This window comes from Aquamicrobium sp. LC103 (assembly GCF_001014615.2).
Lineage (GTDB): Bacteria > Pseudomonadota > Alphaproteobacteria > Rhizobiales > Rhizobiaceae > LBCQ02.
Map to the genome: position 1 here is coordinate 310,636 of NZ_LBCQ02000007.1, position 19,841 is coordinate 330,476.

Genomic DNA, 19,841 nt, shown 5'->3' on the forward strand with positions numbered 1-19,841 from the left:
TGTGTTATGCGTCGTGCGACATGACCGACGAAGCAATTCCATCCAGCGATTCCACTGACTATCTGCACTGGTATCTCAAAGGCGTAAGAGGCGCTTTCTCCGTTCCCGCGCTCATTCTTGCCAGTGCCTTCATCGGCTTTGCCGGTCTGGCGAAGGAGGCCGGCCTGACGCTCGTGCAGACCGTCTTCATGACGGCCGTCATCTGGGCGTTGCCGGCCAAGGTCGTGCTCGTCGGCGCGATCATTGCCGGAAACTCCCTTCCCGCCGCGGCCTTCGCGGTCGCGCTTTCCTCCGTCCGCCTCGCGCCGATGGTGGTGGCGCTCGTTCCCGAACTACGCGCGGAGAAAACGCGTTCCTGGGTGCTCTACTTCCTGTCGCATTTCGTGGCGGTGACGTCCTGGGTGCTGGCCATGGACCGTCTGCGTCATGTGCCGCGACAGGCGCGCACGGCCTACTATGGCGGGCTCGGCGGCACGCTCGTGCTCATCAACATGATCGTCGTCGCTGTCGTCTTCCTGCTTGCCGAAACGCTGCCGCCGACCGCCTCGGCCGCGCTTTTTCTGCTCACGCCGATGTATTTTTTGACCTCGCTGTGGGGATCGGCGCGTGAACGGGCGGGCCATGTCGCGATGGTCTTCGGGCTCGTTCTCGGCCCGGTGTTCCATGTCTACCTGCCGGGCTTCGATCTCCTGGCCGCCGGGCTGATCGGCGGCGGCGGCGCCTATCTCATCCACCGCTTCCGCCGGAAAGGTGCGTCTGCATGACCTTCTGGTCGATCGATGCCTGGTGGTGGCCCTTCCTCTTCATCCTGATCGGCGGATGGCTCGCGACCGACGCCTGGCGCTTTCTTGGCGTCTATCTCGGCGGGCGCATCTCGGAAGATTCCGATCTCATGGTGTTCGTGCGCGCGCTGGCGACGGCGCTCGTCGCCGCAGTCATCGCCAATCTGATCGTCTTTCCGAACGGCGCGCTCGCCGATGTTCCGCTGGCGTTGAGGGTAGGGGCCGCGGCCGCGGGTTTCGCCGCCTATCTCTTCGGCGGAAAGTATATACTGGCGGGTATCGGCGTGGCGGAAGCGGTTCTGCTCTGCGGCATCTGGATGCTCGGCTGAAGCGGCATTAGCCTTCTCTTAGAAGAGTTCTGCTAGGCACGGAGCATGTGGCGAAGGGGCCAGACATGCTTCTCCATCCCGGCGAGCGCATTGCCGCGATCATTACCGCCGTTCTGCTGGCGGCCGACCTTGTCCTGATATTCGTGGCGGCGCATGACGTCGACTGGTCGGGCTATGCCGGTGTCGTGTCGATCGGGCTGGGCGCTTTCGCCTGTGGCCTTTTCTATCGCCGCAGCGGCCGCAGCGAGGAAATCTCGCTTGCCGCGACCGCGACCGGCCTTTTCATATTGTTCACGATCGCCGGCTCGCTCTTCAACTATCTGCTCCTGCCCATCGGCGAGCGCCGCATCGACGCGATCCTTATGACGATCGACGGGTATCTGGGCTATTCCTGGCCGGGTTTCGTCACCGCGGTATCGAGCTTTCCGGCGTTCGGCGCCGTCTTGCGCATGGTCTATCTGAGTTCGCTGGCACAGCTTGTCGTCGTGATCGTCGTCCTGGGCTTTGCCGGACGCCGCGACGACCTGCACCGCTTCCTGGTGACGGGCATGCTGGCCGCGCTGATGGCGATCGCGATCTGGTCGCTCATGCCGAGCTTCGGGCCATCCGCCTACCATGTCCTGCCGGCTGAAACCGAGGCGTCGCTGCGCATGGTGGTCGGCTCCCTCTATGGCGCCGAACTCAACCGCCTCGGTGCCGAGGGGCCGATCATGCTTTCGCCCAGGGACGGTCTCGGCCTGATCGCCTTCCCGTCCTTCCACACGGTGATGGCCTGCATGGCCGTTTGGTTCACGGCTTCGATGAGACGGTTGTTTCCGGTCTTCCTTGCCGTCAATCTCCTGATGATGCCCGCCATACTCGTCCATGGCGGGCATCATCTGGTCGACATCTTCGGCGGGATAGCGGTCTTCGCGGCGGCGCTTTTCATTGCCTGCAGAACATTGGCGGCCTCGGCTGGTGCCGAAACCGCTTCTCCGCTGCCTCAGGCCTGAGCGGCAAGAACCGCTTTGATTTTCTCGGCCTGTTCGGCAAGCACCGCCTGATCGGCCATCTGACCGGTATGCGGCTTCAACGCGATTCCCTCGAAACGGGGAAGGATATGCACGTGCAGGTGAAACACCACCTGTCCGCCCGCCTGCTCGTTGAATTGCTGGATCATCACGCCGTCGGCAGAGAACGCCTCGACGGCGGCCTTGGCGAGCTTGCGCGTGGTGCGCGCCACGGCGGCGAGGCTGTCGTCCTCCACGTCGAATATGTTGCGCGCCGGCTTCTTCGGAATCACCAGGCAATGACCGTCGCCGCGCGGCATGATGTCCATGAAGGCGAAGGTATCGTCGTCCTCGTAGATCTTGTGCGACGGCAGCTCGCCGCGCAGGATTTTCGCGAAGATATTGTTCGGGTCGTAGCTGGCCTGGCTCATCTCATCCTCACTAGGCGATTGGCGAATAGGGAGTAGCGAATGGCGACGGATACGTCCACAGCCAGCCTTGGTTGCCGCGCGCAAAAAGGCGAAACGCGTTATTCGTCGCTTGCCATCGCCGGCCGGTCCTTCCTGAACGGACCGTGTTCCTCCAGATAGTCGCCGACCGCCTCGATGTCGCGGCGTTCACGTTCGAGATAGTCGGCGACGGCTCTGCGCAGGCCGGGATGGGCGATGAAATGGGCCGAATGCGTCGTGACGGGCATGTAGCCGCGCGCCAGCTTGTGCTCGCCCTGGGCGCCGGCCTCGACGGTCCTCAGACCCCTCGATATCGCGAAGTCGATCGCCTGATGGTAACAGACCTCGAAATGCAGATAGGGATGATCCTCGATGCAGCCCCAGTTGCGGCCGTAGAGCGTATCCGACCCGATGAAATTGATCGCGCCGGCGACGTAGCGGCCGGCACGCCTCGCCATGACGAGCAGAATGTCGTCCTTCATCCGCTCGCCGATCAACGAAAAGAACTCGCGGTTGAGATAGGGGCGGCCCCATTTGCGCCCGCCAGTGTCCATGTAGAACGCAAAGAAATCGTCCCAAACGGCTTCCGTGAGGTCGCTGCCGGTGAGCCAGTCTATTCCGATGCCATCGGCGAGCGCCTCGCGCCGCTCCTTCTTCAGCGCCTTGCGCTTGCGCGAGGCGAGGGTCGAGAGAAAATCGTCGTAGCAGGAATAGCCGGGATTGCCGAAATGGAACTGCTGGTCGGTCCGGTGAAGAAAGCCGGCGGCCTCCAGCGAGCGGATCTCCTCCGCTTCGGCGAAGGTGACATGGACCGAGGACGTGCCGAGCCGTTCGTTCAGGGCCTTCAGCCCTTCGGCAAGTGCCGCGCGCACCGCCGCGGCATCGCCGGTGCGGCCTGTCAGAAGACGAGGGCCGGTCGCGGGCGTGAACGGCACGCTGACCTGCAGCTTCGGATAATAGCTTCCTCCGGCACGCTCGAACGCGTCGGCCCAGCCGTGATCGAAGACATACTCGCCTTGGCTGTGGGTCTTGAGATAACAGGGCACCGCGCCGATCAGCGCGCCGCCGGGACCTTCGAGCCGCAGGTGCTGCCCGAGCCAACCCGCGCCGCGTCCCGTACATCCACTGTCTTCCAGCGTTTTCAAAAAATCGTATGATATGAATGGGTTGTAAGAAAAATCTGATTGTCTGCGCGAAGCGCCGCGCAGGCTTTCCCATTCATTTCGCGAGAAAGCATCAAGGCTCGGCGAGACGCGAATGACGAATTCGCTCTCGCCGGCGGAAGCACCCTCGTGGCCCGCTTTGTTCATACCGAACTAGATACGCGACATATTGTGCAATGCAAGATGCCGACGTTCACGCTTGCTTCAAGCGGCCTCGAATCCCTCGAACGTCATCTGGTCGGCATGCGCCACCGTGATCTCGGCGGCGTTCTCGTCGCGCACGGTCCAGGTGATGACGGGCATCGCCAGCTTCTCGCGCACGAAGGTGATGAAGGGATTGGGCAGGTCCATCACGCCGAAGGACACGAAGGAGATCGGGTGCGCGAGCATCGAAAAATGCGCTTCGAGATCGGTGACGCTCCTGCCATGCGCCGTCAGCCCGCCCGGGATGCCGGGCGCATCGGCGGCGAACTGCCTTATCAGCCAATGGTCGAACGACATGATCGCCGCTTCGCCCCGATATTCCGAAAGCACCTGAGCGACCTTGGCGACCAGCGTCTCGTCCTTGCCCTCGATGCCCTTCAATTCGATGATCAGCGGCACGCGCCCGCGTACCGTCGCCAGCATTTCGGCCAGCGTCGGCACGTGGTCTTCCGTGCCGCCGACCTTCATCTGGGCAAGCTCGCCGGCGGTCTTCTCGAAGATACGGCCCTCGTTTCCGGTAAGCCGCTTGAGCACATTGTCGTGGAAGACGACAGGCACGCCGTCGGCGGAGAGGTGCACGTCGCATTCGATCGCATAATCGCGCTCGACCGCCGCCTCGAAGGCCGAGAGCGTGTTTTCCCAGCGGCGGTCGTTCATGTCGTGATAGCCGCGATGGGCGATCGGACGGCGCGAGAGCCAGGATATGTCGCTCATGGGGGCGCCGCCTATTCGACTTCGACGATGGCTTCGATCTCGACCGCCGCGTTCAGCGGCAGCACGGCGACGCCGACGGCGGAGCGGGCATGCTTGCCGCGCTCGCCGAGCGCCTCGGCCAAAAAGTCGGACGCGCCGTTGGCGACCAGATGCTGCTCGGTGAAATCCGGGCTGGAGGCCACGAAGACGGTGATCTTCACCAGCCTCCTGATTCTTTCGAGGTCCCCGATGGCCGCCTTCACCTGGGCGAGGATATTGATCGCGCAGGCTTTGGCGGCTTCCTTGCCGGCGGCGGTGTCGAGATCGCGTCCGAGCAGCCCGGTGGCGATCAGCTTGCCCTCGACCAGCGGGAGCTGCCCCGCGGTCAGGAGCAGGTTTCCGCTTTGCGCGAAAGGCACGTAGTTGGCCGCGGGAGCAGCGGCGGCGGGGATCGTCACGCCCAGTCCGGCGAGGCGTTTTTCAATTGTGTCGCCCATTGTGTATTCCTTATGCTTCCATGCGAGGATATGAACAGGTTGCGATTTTCGCCTCGGTTCTGCCACGAAAATTTTCTGTGGTGAACAGATAGATTGCGGCAGCAGCCTCGCCGCGGATCGGAGAAGAATACATGCGCTTTGCGCGCCTTGCCCTGCCAGCCGTTCTCGCCTCCTCAACCATCGTCTCGGTTCCGGCCTTCGCCGCCGGAACCCTGATGCCGCATCGCGCCGTCTATGACCTCGCGCTCGACCGGGCCTCCGACAGGTCGGGAATCACCGGCATTTCGGGCCGCATGGTCTACGAGTTCAACGGCTCCGCATGCGAGGGCTATACCGTCACCTTCCGGTTCGTTACCCAGATCGACACCAGTGAAGTGTCGCGCATGACCGACCAGCAGACGACGACCTACGAGGACGGCGCCGGGAAGAGCTTCAGCTTCGTCACCCGCTCCTTCATCGATCAGGCGCTCGACAAGGAGCTGAAGGGCACGGCCAAGATTTCGCCGGACGATACGCTGGTCGCGATCGACAAGCCGCAGAAGCAGGAGGTCGTCTTGGAGGCGACGCAGTTCCCCACGCAGCATCTGCTGGAACTGCTCGGCAAGGCCGAGAAGGGCGAGACCTTCTACGAGACGACGTTGTTCGACGGTTCCGAGGATGCCGACAAGGTCATGACGACGACGGTCATCATCGGCAAGGAGGCTCCGGCGAAGGCCGACGACCCGGAGTTGAAGGCCATGGAACCGCTCGCCAAGGACGGCTTCTGGCCCGTCGATATCGCCTATTTCGACCTGGAGGAGGCCGATGGCGAGGAGATGCCGACCTACCGCATCAGCTTCAAGCTGCACGAAAACGGCGTGACGCGCGATCTCGTGATGGATTACGGCGACTTCTCCATGAAGGGAACGCTCGTCAACCTGTCGCTGTTCGATCCGCCGGCCGCCTGTCCGAACTAGGGTCATGCCGTGGCGGTCTATGTCGACGCGGCGATCTGGGCCTGGGCAGGGCGCAAATGGTGCCATCTGCTGGCCGACGATCAGGAGGAGCTTCATCGCTTCGCCGCGCGCATGGGCATTCATCGCAACTGTTACCAAGGCCCGCCCAAGACATCGGCTCCGCATTACGACCTGACCGGGTTCGAACGCGACCGGGCGGTCCGCATGGGCGCCATACCGTCGAGCCGGGCCGAGATCCTGACGGTGTTCCGCCGCGTGCGCGAGCCGCGCGGAAAGAAAGCCGGCCACAGGCTGGCCGCCGAATAGCGGGCAGGCGGCGCTTGCATTGCGCGGCGATACCAACTATATGCGCGCACATTCCACACACGGGCTTTGGTGTCTGTCCGGGAGAAATCCGGCTGGGACCTCCGGTGGCAAAGGGCATTTTGCCTCTTTGTCGATGGCTCGTGGAGGCTTGAACCGGAAAGGAAAATAGAATGGCTCTGCCTGATTACAGCATGCGCCAGCTTCTGGAAGCTGGTGTTCACTTCGGCCACCAGACCCACCGCTGGAACCCGAAGATGGCGCCCTTTATCTTCGGCGCCCGCAACAACATTCACATCATCGACCTGTCGCAGACGGTTCCGCTGCTGCACCAGGCGCTCAAGCAGGTTTCCGACACGGTCGCCAAGGGCGGCCGCGTGCTCTTCGTCGGCACCAAGCGCCAGGCTTCGGACATCGTCGCCGACGCCGCCAAGCGCTCGGCGCAGTATTACGTCAATTCGCGCTGGCTCGGCGGCATGCTGACCAACTGGAAGACGATCTCCAACTCGATCCAGCGCCTGCGCAAACTCGACGAGCTGCTCGCTTCGGAAGCCCAGGGCTTCACCAAGAAGGAGCGCCTGAATCTCGAGCGCGAGCGCGAGAAGCTCGACCGCGCCCTCGGCGGCATCAAGGACATGGGCTCCACGCCGGACCTTATGTTCGTGATCGACACCAACAAGGAAGCGATCGCCATCCAGGAAGCCAAGCGTCTCGGCATTCCGGTCGTCGCGGTCGTCGATTCGAACTGCGATCCGGACAGGGTCGATTTCCCGATCCCCGGCAATGACGACGCCGCACGCGCCATTCAGCTCTATTGCGACCTGATCGCCAAGGCTGCGATCGACGGCATCGAGCGCCAGCAGGGCGCTCTCGGCATCGACCTTGGCGAGCAGGCCGAAACTCCGGCCGAGCCTGCGCTCGACGAGACCCCGGCCGAGGATTCCAAGGAAGCCTGACGCCGGCGGCCCGAAGGGCCGACGATGACCGAACGGGCGACGGGCGCACCTGGCAACACCATGGTGCGCCGTGCCTTTTGAAGGATTTGAGATAAAGAGGCGACAATGAGCATTTCCGCTGCACAGGTCAAACAACTGCGCGACATGACCGGCGCTGGCATGATGGACTGCAAGGCGGCCCTTGCCGAAACCAATGGCGACATGGAAGCCGCGGTCGACTGGTTGCGTAAGAAGGGCATCGCGAAGGCCGACAAGAAGGCCGGCCGCACGGCTGCCGAGGGTCTTATCGGCGTTGCCTCGGACGCCAACAGCGCCGTCGTGGTTGAGGTCAACTCCGAGACCGACTTCGTTGCCCGCAACGACGCCTTCCAGGATATCGTCCGCAACATCGCCAATGTCGCTCTCGGCACCGACGGTTCCGTCGAGGCGGTGGGCGCCGCCGCCTATCCGGGCAACGGCAAGTCCGTCACCGACACGATCAAGGACGCGATCGGAACGATCGGCGAGAATATGAGCCTGCGCCGCTCCGCCAAGCTCGGCGTCGGTTCCGGCGCGGTCGCGATCTACGTCCACAACTCCGTGGTCGAAAACCTCGGCAAGATGGGCGTTCTGGTGGCGATCGAGACGACCGGCAATGCCGATGCGGCGCGCGCCTTCGCCCGCCAGGTCGCCATGCACGTCGCCGCGACCAACCCGCTCGCCCTGACGGCCGAAGAGGTCGACCAGGCGGCCGTGGCGCGCGAGAAGGCGATCTTCGCCGACCAGGCCCGCGAATCCGGCAAGCCGGAAAACATCATCGAAAAGATGGTGGAGGGCCGCATGCGCAAGTTCTTCGAGGAAGTCGTGCTCCTGAAGCAGAACTTCGTCATGAACCCCGACGTGACCGTCGAGCAGGCGCTGAAGGACGCCGAGAAGGAGATCGGCGCGCCCGCGAAGATCACCGGCTTCGTCCGCTTCGCGCTCGGCGAGGGCATCGAGAAGGAAGAGACCGACTTCGCAGCCGAGGTTGCCGCCGCGGTCAAGAAGTAAGCCGCAAGGCATTTCCCTCGGGGACATCGACGGGGCGTCGCGTGACATCGCGGCGCCCTTCGTGTATCGGAAGCCCGCACAATCAAGCGACGAGGAACCAATGCCCGCAACGCCCGCCTATCGACGCGTACTCCTCAAGGCCTCCGGCGAAGCGCTCATGGGAGAGCAGGGGTTCGGCATCGACGTTTCCGTGGCCGACCGCATCGCCGCCGACATCAAGGAAGCCCGCGATCTCGGCGTCGAGGTCGGTGTCGTCATCGGCGGCGGCAACATCTTCCGCGGCGTCGCGGTCGCTTCGAAGGGCGGGGACCGGGTGACCGGCGACCACATGGGCATGCTGGCCACCGTCATCAATTCGCTGGCGTTGCGTACGTCGCTGGTCAAGATCGGCGTCGACGCGGTGGTGCTCTCCGCCATCGCCATGCCGGAGCTTTGCGAAAGCTTCTCGCAGCGTCAGGCGACCGCCTACATGAACGAGGGCAAGGTGGTGATCTTCGCCGGCGGCACGGGCAACCCCTTCTTCACGACCGATTCCGCCGCCGCGCTCCGCGCCGCCGAGATCGGGGCCGACGCTCTCTTCAAGGCAACCCAGGTCGACGGCGTCTATTCCGCCGACCCCAAGAAGGACCCCAGCGCGGTCCGATACGAGCGCATCACCCATGCCGAAGTGCTGCGCAACGGCCTCTCCATCATGGATACGGCGGCAATTGCACTTGCGCGGGAGAACAACATTCCGATAATCGTCTATTCGATTCATGAAAAAGGTGGTTTCGGAGCTATTCTGAGGGGCGAAGGCCACTGCACCGTCGTCAGCGACGCGTGAGGAAGGGCGCCTGGAACCATATGTGTACTTTGCCGGCGAGGCCGGAGACGGAGGTATTATGAGCACCGGAGTTGACTTCAAGGACCTGCAGCGCCGCATGGACGGCGCCATCAGCGCCTTCAGGAACGACCTGGCGTCGCTTCGCACCGGTCGCGCATCCTCGAACCTGCTCGATCCGATCCTGGTCCAGGCCTACGGCGCGCCGATGCCGGTCAATCAGGTGGCGACGGTTACCGTGCCGGAGCCGCGCATGATCTCCGTGTCGGTGTGGGACAAGGCGCTGGTCAGCGCCGTCGACCGGGCAATCCGCGAATCCAATCTCGGTTTCAATCCGATCGTCGACGGCACCAATTTGCGCATCCCGCTGCCGGAACTCAACGAGCAGCGCCGCAAGGAGCTGGTGAAGATCGCACATCAATACACCGAACATGCCAAGGTGGCGGTGCGCCATGTGCGCCGCGACGGCATGGAACATGTGAAGAAGGCCGAGAAGGACGGGGAAATCAGCCAGGACGACATGCGCGTGCATTCCGACCGCGTCCAGAAGATGACCGACGATACGATCACCTCGATCGACGCCATCCTCGCGGAGAAGGAAGCCGAGATCATGCAGGTCTGAGGCGGCAACATCCGACCTGAACGGGATTCGCTGGAAAGGGATCCGCACGTGAAGCCCGCACATATCGCGATCATCATGGACGGCAATGGCCGCTGGGCCAAGGCGCGGGGCCTGCCGCGCGCCGCCGGACACCGCGCGGGCGTGGAAGCGCTGCGCCGCACCGTTCGCGCGGCGGGCGATCTGGGGATCGAGTGGCTGACCGTCTATGCCTTCTCCTCGGAGAACTGGTCGCGCCCGAAATCCGAGGTCAGCGACCTGATGGGGCTCCTGAAGCTGTTCATTCGCCGCGACCTCGCCGAAATCCATCAGGCCGGCGTGCGCGTCCGCATGATCGGCGAACGCGAAAGCCTCGCCGCCGACATCCGCGCCCTGGTCGAGGAAGCGGAGGCGCTGACGGCGCAGAATACCGGGATGAACCTCGTCATCGCCTTCAATTACGGTGCACGCGACGAGATCGCCCGCGCGGCGAAGGAATTGGCCAAGGCCGCCGCTGCCGGCACGCTCGACCCCGCCGAAATAACACCCGAAAGCTTCGGGCGGTTTCTGGACACCAGACTCATACCGGATCCCGACCTCATCATCCGCACCAGCGGTGAATTGCGCCTTTCCAATTTCCTCCTCTGGCAGGGCGCCTATAGCGAACTCATCTTCCTGCCCTGCTACTGGCCGGATTTCGGCTCGGCCGATCTGGCCGGGGCGATCGAGAGCTTCGCCGGCCGCGAGCGTCGCTATGGCGGGCTTGCCGCCCGCGAAGTCGCTTCATGAGCGGCGGCCTTGATCCTTCCGAACCAGACCAGACTGGCGGCCTGAGCAACTTCCAGCAGCGCGTCCTGTCGGCGATCGTCCTCATTATCGTCGTGCTCGTGCTGACCTGGCTCGGCGGCATCGCCTTCCGGCTTCTTGCCGCGGCGATCGGCGCGGCGATGCTCCACGAATGGCTGGCGATGACGCGCACGGCCGAAAATCTCGTTCACCAGAAACTGCTGGCGGGGCTGCTGGCGATCGTGCTCGTTCTCGTCGTCCTGGGCCTGCCGGCGATCTATCTCTTCGCCGCGGTCCTTTGCGCCGCGATCGCCGGCGCCATCCATGCCCGCGTCACGGGGCAGGGCGGATGGCACGTCGTCGGCCTCGTCTATGCCGGCCTGTCGGCCGTCGCGCTCGCGCTCCTGCGTGGCTCGGACTGGGAAGGGATGCGCCTGGTCCTGTTCCTCTTCGCCGTCGTGTGGGTGACCGATATCATGGCGTATTTCGCCGGCAAGGCGCTCGGCGGGCCGAAGCTGGCGCCCTCGATCTCGCCCGGCAAGACATGGAGCGGCGCGCTCGGTGGCGCTGTCTTCGCGATGGCGGCCGGCGGCGTCATCGCCGTCCTGTTCGACATGAAGACCGGGCTTGTCGCCGCGCTTCTGCTCGCCTTGATCCTTTCGATCGTCGCGCAGGCGGGCGACCTCTTCGAATCCGCCATGAAGCGCCGTTTCGCTGTCAAGGATTCCGGCCACCTCATTCCAGGCCACGGCGGCGTCATGGACCGTGTCGACGGGCTGGTGGCGGCGGCCTTCGCGCTTTGCCTCTATGCCGCCGCCGTGGGCGAACTCGACAGACCGGCGCTCGCGTTCTTCGGCGGTTGACGCCGTTTCGCATCACGTTTTTCTCAAAGGGTGAAAGCTATCGTGTCGGCTGGAACTGCTGCTAAAAGGCCGAAGCCAGTGTCACGGATTCGCCGGGATTGCCACGGCAATTAACGCAAGCCACCGCAATCCCGGGAAAGGGACGAATTGACAGACTTCCTCTCGACCTTCTTCAGCACCCAGAACATCCTCATCAGCACGATCATACCCTTCCTCTTCGTGCTGACGATCGTCGTCTTCGTGCATGAGATGGGCCATTACCTCGTCGGGCGCTGGTGCGGCATCGGTGTGAAGGCGTTCTCGATCGGCTTCGGCCCCGAGCTGTTTGGCTTCGACGACCGGCACGGCACCCGCTGGAAGCTGTCGGCCATCCCGCTCGGCGGCTATGTGAAGTTCGTCGGCGACATGAGCGCGACGAGCCAGCCCGATTCGCAGGAGATGGAGACACTCAGCGCGGAGGAACGCCGCGTCGCCTTCCATCTCCAGCCCGTCTGGAAGCGGGCCGCGACGGTCTTCGCCGGTCCGCTGTTCAATTTCCTGCTGACGATCGCCGTTTTCGCGGTGATGTTCTCGATCTACGGCAAATATGTCTCGGAACCGACGGTCGCGGAGGTACGCGCCGACAGCCCCGCGGCTGCGGCGGGTTTCCAGCCCGGCGACCGCTTCGTTTCGGTCTCCGGCACGAAGGTCTCGACCTTCAACGACGTTCAGCGGATCGTTTCGGGGCGGGCGGGCGACCCGCTCACCTTCGTCATGCAGCGCGAAGGCCGGGAAGTGACGCTGACGGCGACGCCCGAATATATCGAGCAGAACGACGCCCTCGGCAACGTCGTTCGAATCGGCGTCATCGGGGTCGTGAACAACGAGGCGCTCGGCCAGCCCCGCCTCGTGACCTACGGCCCCATGGAGGCGCTGGGGCAGGCGGTCGTGGAGACCGGCCATATCATTGCCAGGACCGGGCAGTTCCTCCAGCGTTTCGCCGTGGGCCGCGAGGACAAATGCCAGCTGGGCGGGCCGGTCAAGATCGCGGACATGGCGGGCAAGGCCGCGTCGCTCGGCTTCGAGTGGCTTGTGCAGCTCGTCGCGCTGCTTTCGGTGGGAATAGGTTTTCTCAACCTTCTTCCCATTCCCCCGCTCGACGGCGGCCATTTGCTGTTCTATGGAATTGAGGCGGTGGCACGCAGGCCGGTTTCCGAGAGGGTCATGGAACTGGTCTACAGGGCGGGGCTCTTCCTGGTCCTCGGCTTCATGCTGTTCGTCTTCTGGAACGACCTCTTCGGTTGCTGAAAGATGAACAAAACCGCGATGTTGGGACGATAATTGAGAAGGCGTTTACCATGGTGGGGAATATGCGTGACGCGAAAGCCACGCCCGGGGATTTAGTAAACGCATATTAACTAGAAGCCTTGCGTGTATGGCAAATCCGGGTAATACGGTATCCAGAATTACCGCGCGTCCGGATTTCTCGCCGTGGGGACTACGAGAAAAAAAGGTTCAAAAGCCCAATGAAGGCAGCTTCCAATTTTCTGAGCGCCGCTTCGGCGGTGGCTCTTTCAGCCGGCTTGGTTTTTACCGGTTCAACTGCATTGCAACTCGCCAGCGTCTCCGCTGCGGAAGCTGCCGTCGTGAATCGAATCGAGGTCAGGGGCAACCAGCGCGTTGATGCGGATACGATCCGCAACAATGTCGGCATCACGCCCGGCCGCTCGTTCGACAACAGCGATATCGACGAGGGCGTGAAGCGCCTCTTCGGTACCGGCCTGTTCTCGGATGTCCGCATCAACCAGTCGGGCTCGACGCTCGTCGTCGAGGTCAGCGAGCATTCGATCGTCAACCAGGTGATCTTCCAGGGCAACAAGAAGGTCAAGGAAGCCGAGCTTTCGCGCGCCGTTCAGTTGCAGCCGCGCAGCCCGTTCTCGCAGTCGCTTCTGGAAGCCGACGCCGATACGGTCCGTCAGGCCTATGCCCGCATCGGGCGCAACGATGCCGTCGTCACGCCGCAGGTCATCGATCTCGGCAACAACCGCGTCAACGTCGTGTTCAACGTCCAGGAAGGCGGACGCACCAAGGTCAAGGCCGTCAATTTCGAGGGCAACACCGCCTTCGGCGACGGTCGCCTGCGCGACGTCATCTCGACCAAGCAGTCGAACTTCCTTTCGTTCCTGTTCCGCAACGACATCTATGACGAGGATCGTCTGCGCGCCGACGAGGAGGCGCTGCGCCGCTACTATTACAATCGCGGCTACGCCGACTTCCGTCTCATCTCCGCCTCCGGCGAGCTCGACGAGGCGAACAACGAATACACGATCACCATCGTGGTGGATGAGGGCCAGCGCTATCAGTTCGGCACGATCGAGGTGGAAAGCACGCTCGAGGGTCTGAACAGCGAAGCGCTGCGTGGCCAGCTGAAGACGAGGCAGGGCAACACCTACAAGGCCGAGGACGTCGAGGCCACCATCCTCGGGCTGACCGAGCGCGCGGCCGAGCTCGGCTATGCGTTCGCCCAGGTGACCCCGCGCGGCGACCGCAATTTCGAGAATCACACGATCTCGGTGGTCTACACGGTCGACGAAGGTCCGCGCACCTATATCCAGCGCATCGAGATCCGCGGCAACGACCGCACGCGCGACTACGTGATTCGCCGCGAGTTCGACCTGAGCGAGGGCGACGCCTTCAACCAGGTTCTCGTGCAGCGCGCGAAGCGCCGGCTCGAGCGCCTTGATTTCTTCACCTCGGTCAACATTTCGACCGTTCCCGGTTCGGAGCCCGACCAGGTCATCCTCGTGGTGGATCTGGTGGAGAAGGCGACCGGCGAGCTCTCGCTCGGCGGCGGCTACACCACCGGCAACAGCGCCAACAGCGGCTTTTCCGTGGAAGGCTCGATCGCCGAGCGCAACTTCCTCGGCCGCGGCCAGTCGATCCGCCTGTCGGCTTCGGGCGGCGAGAACGCGCGCGACTTCATGCTGTCGTTCACCGAGCCTTACTTCCTCGGTCGTCGCATCAGCGCCGGCTTCGACGTCTACCGCCAGACGCGCCGCTACGACAAGTACGAGAGCGAGCTGACCGGCGGCACGGTGCGCTTCGGCCTGCCGATCACGCAGGCGCTGAGCACGCAGATCGCCTACAATTATACTCAGGAAGAGTATGATTATCGCGACAAGTGCCTGAACACCTCGGGAGAATTCGATCCCGCGCTCTGCGATCTTTCGCAGGTGATCCGGGACGCCATCGAAGGCGAGAGCCCCTGGGTGAAGTCCTCGGTCAGCGGTTCGGTGATCTTCAACACGATCGACGACATGCGCAATCCGCGCTCGGGAATCTACGCCAACTTCACGACCGAAGTGGCCGGTCTCGGCGGCGACGCGGAATGGGTCAAGTTCACCGGTCGCGGCTCCTACTATCATACGCTTTCGGAGGATCTGGACCTCGTCGGTCTCATCTCCGTCGGCGGCGGTCACATACAGAGCTACGGTGACAAGGAACTTCGCGTCTTCGACCAGTTCCAGAGCAACAACCGCATGATCCGCGGCTTCAAGTTCAACGGCATCGGTCCCTACTCGGTGGCTCCGAACGGCGAGGTCGACCATGTCGGCGGCACGACCTATTTCAATGCGTCCGCCGAGGTCCAGTTCCCCGTTCCGCTGATCCCGGAGAGCTTCGGACTGCGCGCGGCCGCCTTCGTCGATGCGGCGACGCTTTACGGAAGCGACATCGCGAATGTCGGTGGCACTGATTCGGCGCTGCGTGCTTCGGCCGGCGCCAGCGTGATCTGGGCGTCGCCTTTCGGTCCGCTACGTGTCGACTACGCGGTTCCGCTCGCGGAAGAAGAAAACGACGAAGTGCAGAATTTCAGCTTCGGCATCTCGACCCGGTTCTAATGCCGGTTTGAAGCTTCCGGGCCGGAAACGGCCCGGAAGAGAAGGCTTCCATGACACAACCGGTTTTCTTTTCGCCGTCGCGCCGTTTCTCCGCTGGTGAGATCGCTGCGTTGACCGGCGCGGAATTGGTTACCCCCGCACTGGCCGACAAAACCGTATCCGCCATCGCTCCGGCGAGCGAGGGCGGCGCCGGCACGTTGATTTATGTCGACGGCAAGAAGAACGCGCGCTCCATGAAGGGGCCGGCGCCCGCCGTCATGCTCTGCTCTCAAGACGTGGCGGAGCTCGCGCAGGACGGCGTCGCGGTGCTGGTCTCGCGCAAGCCGCAGAGCGATTTCGCGATGATCGGCCGCCTGCTTTTTCCGAACGCGGCACGGCCTGCTCCGCTCCTGGGCGAGATCGGCATTTCGCCGCTCGCCCATGTCGCGCCATCGGCGGCCATAGAAGACGGCGCGATTGTCGAGGCCGGCGCGGTAGTCGGTCCCGGCGTGTCCATCGGCAGCGGCACGGTGATCGCGCCCAACGCCGTTATCGGCGCGCAATGCCAGATCGGCCGCGACTGCTATGTCGGGCCGAACGTCACGGTTCAGTATGCGCTGATCGGAAACCGCGTCTTCCTGCATGGCGGCGTGCAGATCGGGCAGGACGGCTTCGGCTATGTCGGCGGCGCGACGGGGCTTGAAAAGATCCCGCAGATCGGCCGCGTCATCATCCAGGACGATGTCGAGATCGGCGCCAATACCACGGTCGACCGTGGCGCGATGTCCGACACCGTCATCGGCGAGGGAACCAAGATCGACAATCTGGTTCAGATTGCCCACAACGTGCGGATCGGCCGCAATTGCATCATTGCGGGCCATTGCGGACTTTCAGGTTCCGTCACGCTTGGCGACGGAGTGATCATGGGCGGCCGTGTGGGGCTTGCGGATCACCTGACGATCGGCAGCGGCGCGGCGATCGGAGCTGGCAGCGGTGTAATGAACGATATCCCCGCCCGTGAGCGGTGGGGTGGCGTGCCCGCGCAGCCGATAAAGGATGCGATGCGCGAGATCGCGGTCTTGCGCTCGATCGTCCGCAGGGAACGCGAACAAAAGGGAAAGCACGATGTCTGAAGCCGCAAGCACACTGGATACGCTCGATATCCTGGGGTTGATGAAGCTTCTGCCGCACCGTTATCCCTTTCTTCTCGTCGACCGCATCGTCGATATCGACGGCGACAATTCGGCCGTCGGCATCAAGAACGTGACGATGAACGAACCGCATTTTCAGGGTCATTTCCCCGAAATGCCGGTGATGCCGGGCGTGCTCATCATCGAGGCCATGGCCCAGACGGCCGGGGCCATCTGCATCCGGGCGACCGGTGAGGACAAGCCTTCGCTGGTCTATTTCATGACCGTGGACGGCGCCAAGTTCCGCAAGCCCGTCGTGCCGGGCGATCGGCTGGAAATCCACGTCAAAAAACTCAAGCAGCGCGGCAATATCTGGCGCTTTGCCTGCGAGGCCACTGTTGACGGCTCCAAGGTTGCGGAAGCCGAGATTTCGGCCATGATGTCGCCAAAACAGCCGGCTTGAAGAATTTCCGCAATGACCTTGGAAACATTCGTTCATCCGTCCGCCGTCGTCGAGCCGGGCGCGCAGCTCGGTGAAGGCGTCCGCATCGGCCCGTTCTGCCATGTCGGCCCGCAGGTGGTTCTCGGCGACAGGGTCGAGCTCGTCAGCCATGTCTCCGTGGCCGGCGCGACGACCGTGGGCGAGGACGGCCGCGTCTTCCCGCATGCGGCGCTCGGCAGCCCGCCGCAGAACCACAAGCACAAGGGCGGCCACTCGACGCTGATCATCGGCAGGAACGCCACCATCCGCGAGTACGCCAGCTTGCATTTGGGCACCGACACGAGCCGCGGCGAGACGCGTGTGGGCGACAACGCCTATCTGATGGCCTACACGCATGTCGCCCACGACTGCACGCTCGGCAACAATGTGACGATGGCCAACTACGCAGCGCTTGCCGGTCATGTCGATGTCGGCGATTTCGCCAATCTCGGCGGCTTTGCCGGCGTCCACCAGTTTGTTCGCATCGGCCACCATGCCTTCGTCGCCGGTTCCGCCGGCGTGGTTGGCGACGTCATTCCCTATGGAATGGCGTTCGGAAACCGGGCCAGGCTGCGCGGGCTGAACGTGGTCGGCCTCAGGCGTTCGGGCATGTCGCGCAGCGATCTCGCGACGATCCGCGCCGCCTACAAGCTTTTGTTCTCGCCCGACAAGCCGCTGGCGGAAAATGCGGCGCAAGCGGCCGCGAAATTTGCCGATTCCCCGGTCGTCATGGATATGGTGGAATTCGTTTCGCAGCGGGGCAAGCGGCATTTCACGGTTCCCGCGCTGCTCGATCCCGAAGAGGATGATGGTGGCGAGTCGGATTGACGAAACCCCGCCCCGCCAATCCTCAGCCCCGCAGCGCATCGCGGTGGTGGCCGGCAGCGGCTCCCTGCCGATAGACGTCGCGGCCGAACTGGTGCGCACCGGCCGGTCCCCGCTTCTGGTTCTGCTGGAGGGCGAGGCCGAGATTTTGGCGAAATTTCCGCCCTGCGAGCACTTCACCATGCCGCTCGAGCATCTCGGCGAACTCGTCCCGCGGCTGAAGAAGCAGAGGGTGACCCACCTCGTGCTGGCCGGCGGCGTGGAACGACGTCCGCCCTTGCGTAAAATCCGCTGGAGCCTCGATTTGTTCAGGCTCGCGCCGCGTCTGATCACCGCGTTCGCGCGTGGCGACGATGGCCTGTTGCGCGCGTTGATCGACCATATCGAGGCGAACGGGATCAGGGTCATCGGCGCGCATGAGATCGTTCCCAACCTGCTCGCGAGGGAAGGGGCGATGACGATCACCCGGCCGCTGGCGCGCGACAAGGCCGACATCGTCGCCGCAATGCAAGCCGCCCGCGCGATCGGCGAACTCGACATCGGCCAGGCAGCCATCGCGATCGGCGGCCGCGCGGTGGCGCTGGAAGGCATAGAGGGCACGGACGGGTTGCTGGCACGGATGAAGCCGCTGCGTGGCAACGGCCGAATTGCCGGGAAGGATCGCGGCGTACTTGCGAAATGCTCGAAGCCCGGGCAGGAGCTGCGGGCCGACCTGCCGGCGATCGGCCCGCAGACGATCGAGGCGGCGCACGCGGCCGGGCTTGCCGGTGTCGCCGTTGAAACCGGCCGCTCCTTCGTCCTCGATTACAAGCACACCATCGAGCGGGCGAACGATCTCGGCCTCTTCGTCATTGGGGTGCCGAGGGACAAGAGCTGATGCAGGACGCTGCGCCCTTGCGGATCGCGATCGTCGCCGGAGAGGAATCCGGCGACCTCCTGGGCGCCGATCTCGTTGCCGCCCTGACGCGCAAGACCGGGCGCCCGGTGGAACTCGTCGGCGTCGGCGGGCGTCATCTGGAAGCGCTCGGGCTGAAGCCGCTCTTCGACGGTTCCGAGATCGCGCTGATGGGTGTGACGGCCGTCGTAAGGGATCTGCCGCGGCTCATTCGGCGCATCGGCGAGACGGCGCGGCTCGTCCTGCGCGAGAAGCCGGATTGCCTGATCACCATCGACAGCCCCGAATTCAGCCTGCGCGTCGCCCGCAAAGTGAAGGCGGCCGACCCGACCATCCCGACCGTTCATTATGTCTGCCCCAGCGTATGGGCATGGCGTCCGGGCAGGGCGGCGCAGATGCGCGCCTATGTCGACCACGTGCTGTGCATCCTGCCTTTCGAGCCCGACGAGTTGCGGCGCCTGAACGGGCCCGCCGGCACCTTCGTCGGCCACAGGCTTACCCAGGACAGGCATATCCTTGCCGCTGCCGAGAGCCAGCTCGGACGGCCCGATCGCGGGGGGAGAGAGAAGAAGCTGCTTCTCCTCCCCGGATCGCGCCGGGCGGAAGTCGCGGGGTTGATGGACGATTTCGGACGCGCGGCGGAGATTTTGGGCGAGCGGGGAAATCGTTTCCAGCTTCTGCTGCCGACCGTGCCGCGGCTTGCCGATACCGTTTCGCAGGCAACGGCTAACTGGAAGATCCGGCCAGAGATCATTCTCGATCCGGAACGCAAAGGGCAGGCTTTCGCCGAAGCCGACGCCGCGCTGGCCGCTTCGGGCACCGTGCTCCTCGAACTCGCGCTTTCACGCGTACCCGTCATCTCCTGCTACAGGACCGACTTCATATGGCGGGCGCTGTCGGGCCTGATCAAAGCCTGGTCGGCCGCACTGCCCAATCTGATCGCCGGCTGGCCCGTGGTCCCCGAGTTTTACAACGAGACGGTCCGGCCGGAATATCTTGCCCGCCTCGTCGAGCAACTATGGTCGAATACACCTGCGCGCGCCGCGCAACTGCACGGCTTCGAAGCGGTTGCGGCGGCGCTTGAAACGCCGAGGCCCTCCGGCGAGCTCGCCGCCGAAACGGTGCTTTCCCTCGTCAGGACGGCCTGACAGACCTCAACGAAAAAGGCCGCCATTGCAGGCTGTGTGGAAACTGAGGAGGCTCCGGCATGTCCGGGGCCTCTTTAGCTTTCAAGCG

The 19,841-nt window shown here is 63.9% G+C and carries 22 protein-coding genes; 18 read left to right on the forward strand and 4 right to left on the reverse strand.

Annotation, left to right across the window (positions count from 1 at the left end):
• Positions 1–20 precede the first annotated feature (20 nt).
• The 3 genes from XW59_RS15970 to XW59_RS15980 all read left to right on the forward strand — a co-directional run bounded on the left by XW59_RS15970 (position 21) and on the right by XW59_RS15980 (position 2,103).
• The gene (locus XW59_RS15970) at positions 21–764 is read left to right on the forward strand and encodes an AzlC family ABC transporter permease (RefSeq protein WP_137327039.1); all 744 of its coding nucleotides are present in this window, start codon (positions 21–23) and stop codon (positions 762–764) included.
• Positions 761–1,111 carry an AzlD domain-containing protein gene (locus XW59_RS15975; RefSeq protein ID WP_047146103.1) on the forward strand — a complete coding sequence of 117 codons (351 nt, stop codon included), beginning with the start codon at positions 761–763 and terminating at the stop codon, positions 1,109–1,111. The genes XW59_RS15970 and XW59_RS15975 overlap by 4 nt, the downstream gene beginning before the upstream one ends.
• Positions 1,112–1,176: 65 nt before the next feature.
• Positions 1,177–2,103 (forward strand): phosphatase PAP2 family protein, encoded by a 927-nt coding sequence (locus XW59_RS15980; RefSeq protein ID WP_047146102.1) that lies wholly within the window; start codon positions 1,177–1,179, stop codon positions 2,101–2,103.
• Here the strand turns inward: XW59_RS15980 and XW59_RS15985 are convergent.
• The 4 genes from XW59_RS15985 to XW59_RS16000 all read right to left on the reverse strand — a co-directional run bounded on the left by XW59_RS15985 (position 2,094) and on the right by XW59_RS16000 (position 5,106).
• Positions 2,094–2,531 carry an HIT family protein gene (locus XW59_RS15985; RefSeq protein WP_047146101.1) on the reverse strand — a complete coding sequence of 146 codons (438 nt, stop codon included), beginning with the start codon at positions 2,529–2,531 and terminating at the stop codon, positions 2,094–2,096. The two genes, XW59_RS15980 and XW59_RS15985, sit on opposite strands and share 10 nt — an antisense overlap.
• A 98-nt stretch (positions 2,532–2,629) precedes the next feature.
• On the reverse strand, positions 2,630–3,859 hold the full coding sequence (locus XW59_RS15990; protein WP_047146100.1) for a GNAT family N-acetyltransferase: 1,230 nt from the start codon (positions 3,857–3,859) through the stop codon (positions 2,630–2,632).
• Between the two features lie 57 nt (positions 3,860–3,916).
• Positions 3,917–4,630 (reverse strand): glycerophosphodiester phosphodiesterase, encoded by a 714-nt coding sequence (locus XW59_RS15995; RefSeq protein WP_047146099.1) that lies wholly within the window; start codon positions 4,628–4,630, stop codon positions 3,917–3,919.
• A gap of 11 nt (positions 4,631–4,641) precedes the next feature.
• Positions 4,642–5,106, reverse strand: a complete 465-nt coding sequence (locus tag XW59_RS16000; RefSeq protein WP_047146098.1) for a RidA family protein — start codon at positions 5,104–5,106, stop codon at positions 4,642–4,644.
• A 131-nt stretch (positions 5,107–5,237) separates the two neighbouring features.
• On the opposite strand from XW59_RS16000, the gene XW59_RS16005 reads away from it, so the two are divergent.
• The 15 genes from XW59_RS16005 (at position 5,238) to lpxB (ending at position 19,753) form a co-directional block, all read left to right on the forward strand.
• Positions 5,238–6,062 carry a cell envelope integrity EipB family protein gene (locus tag XW59_RS16005; RefSeq protein WP_047146097.1) on the forward strand — a complete coding sequence of 275 codons (825 nt, stop codon included), beginning with the start codon at positions 5,238–5,240 and terminating at the stop codon, positions 6,060–6,062.
• A 9-nt stretch (positions 6,063–6,071) separates the two neighbouring features.
• Positions 6,072–6,368, forward strand: a complete 297-nt coding sequence (locus tag XW59_RS16010; protein WP_047146096.1) for a DUF4031 domain-containing protein — start codon at positions 6,072–6,074, stop codon at positions 6,366–6,368.
• A gap of 170 nt (positions 6,369–6,538) precedes the next feature.
• A complete protein-coding gene (rpsB, locus tag XW59_RS16015) occupies positions 6,539–7,321 on the forward strand; it encodes a 30S ribosomal protein S2 (RefSeq protein WP_047146095.1) in 783 nt (260 codons plus the stop codon).
• Between the two features lie 105 nt (positions 7,322–7,426).
• Positions 7,427–8,350, forward strand: coding sequence for a translation elongation factor Ts (gene tsf / locus XW59_RS16020; protein ID WP_047146094.1), 924 nt, complete (start codon positions 7,427–7,429; stop codon positions 8,348–8,350).
• A 100-nt stretch (positions 8,351–8,450) separates the two neighbouring features.
• Positions 8,451–9,173, forward strand: coding sequence for a UMP kinase (pyrH, locus tag XW59_RS16025; RefSeq protein WP_047146093.1), 723 nt, complete (start codon positions 8,451–8,453; stop codon positions 9,171–9,173).
• A 58-nt stretch (positions 9,174–9,231) separates the two neighbouring features.
• Positions 9,232–9,792, forward strand: a complete 561-nt coding sequence (gene frr / locus XW59_RS16030) for a ribosome recycling factor (RefSeq protein WP_047146092.1) — start codon at positions 9,232–9,234, stop codon at positions 9,790–9,792.
• Positions 9,793–9,840: 48 nt separating this feature from the next.
• Positions 9,841–10,557 (forward strand): isoprenyl transferase, encoded by a 717-nt coding sequence (locus XW59_RS16035; RefSeq protein WP_082137612.1) that lies wholly within the window; start codon positions 9,841–9,843, stop codon positions 10,555–10,557.
• A complete protein-coding gene (locus tag XW59_RS16040) occupies positions 10,554–11,417 on the forward strand; it encodes a phosphatidate cytidylyltransferase (protein WP_082137611.1) in 864 nt (287 codons plus the stop codon). Before XW59_RS16035 ends, XW59_RS16040 begins: the two co-directional genes overlap by 4 nt.
• Positions 11,418–11,564: 147 nt before the next feature.
• Positions 11,565–12,704, forward strand: a complete 1,140-nt coding sequence (gene rseP / locus XW59_RS16045; protein ID WP_047146091.1) for an RIP metalloprotease RseP — start codon at positions 11,565–11,567, stop codon at positions 12,702–12,704.
• A gap of 218 nt (positions 12,705–12,922) precedes the next feature.
• The gene (gene bamA / locus XW59_RS16050) at positions 12,923–15,295 is read left to right on the forward strand and encodes an outer membrane protein assembly factor BamA (protein WP_047146090.1); all 2,373 of its coding nucleotides are present in this window, start codon (positions 12,923–12,925) and stop codon (positions 15,293–15,295) included.
• A 50-nt stretch (positions 15,296–15,345) separates the two neighbouring features.
• Positions 15,346–16,407: a UDP-3-O-(3-hydroxymyristoyl)glucosamine N-acyltransferase gene (lpxD, locus tag XW59_RS16055; RefSeq protein ID WP_047146089.1), complete on the forward strand. Its 1,062-nt coding sequence runs from the start codon at positions 15,346–15,348 to the stop codon at positions 16,405–16,407.
• Positions 16,400–16,867 (forward strand): 3-hydroxyacyl-ACP dehydratase FabZ, encoded by a 468-nt coding sequence (gene fabZ, locus XW59_RS16060; protein ID WP_047146088.1) that lies wholly within the window; start codon positions 16,400–16,402, stop codon positions 16,865–16,867. Before lpxD ends, fabZ begins: the two co-directional genes overlap by 8 nt.
• Positions 16,868–16,879: 12 nt before the next feature.
• Complete coding sequence (lpxA, locus tag XW59_RS16065) at positions 16,880–17,713, forward strand: acyl-ACP--UDP-N-acetylglucosamine O-acyltransferase (protein WP_047146087.1); 834 nt, start codon at positions 16,880–16,882, stop codon at positions 17,711–17,713.
• Positions 17,697–18,587: a UDP-2,3-diacylglucosamine diphosphatase LpxI gene (gene lpxI / locus XW59_RS16070; RefSeq protein ID WP_246666107.1), complete on the forward strand. Its 891-nt coding sequence runs from the start codon at positions 17,697–17,699 to the stop codon at positions 18,585–18,587. Before lpxA ends, lpxI begins: the two co-directional genes overlap by 17 nt.
• Positions 18,587–19,753 carry a lipid-A-disaccharide synthase gene (gene lpxB / locus XW59_RS16075; RefSeq protein ID WP_047146085.1) on the forward strand — a complete coding sequence of 389 codons (1,167 nt, stop codon included), beginning with the start codon at positions 18,587–18,589 and terminating at the stop codon, positions 19,751–19,753. Before lpxI ends, lpxB begins: the two co-directional genes overlap by 1 nt.
• Positions 19,754–19,841: the final 88 nt, after the last annotated feature.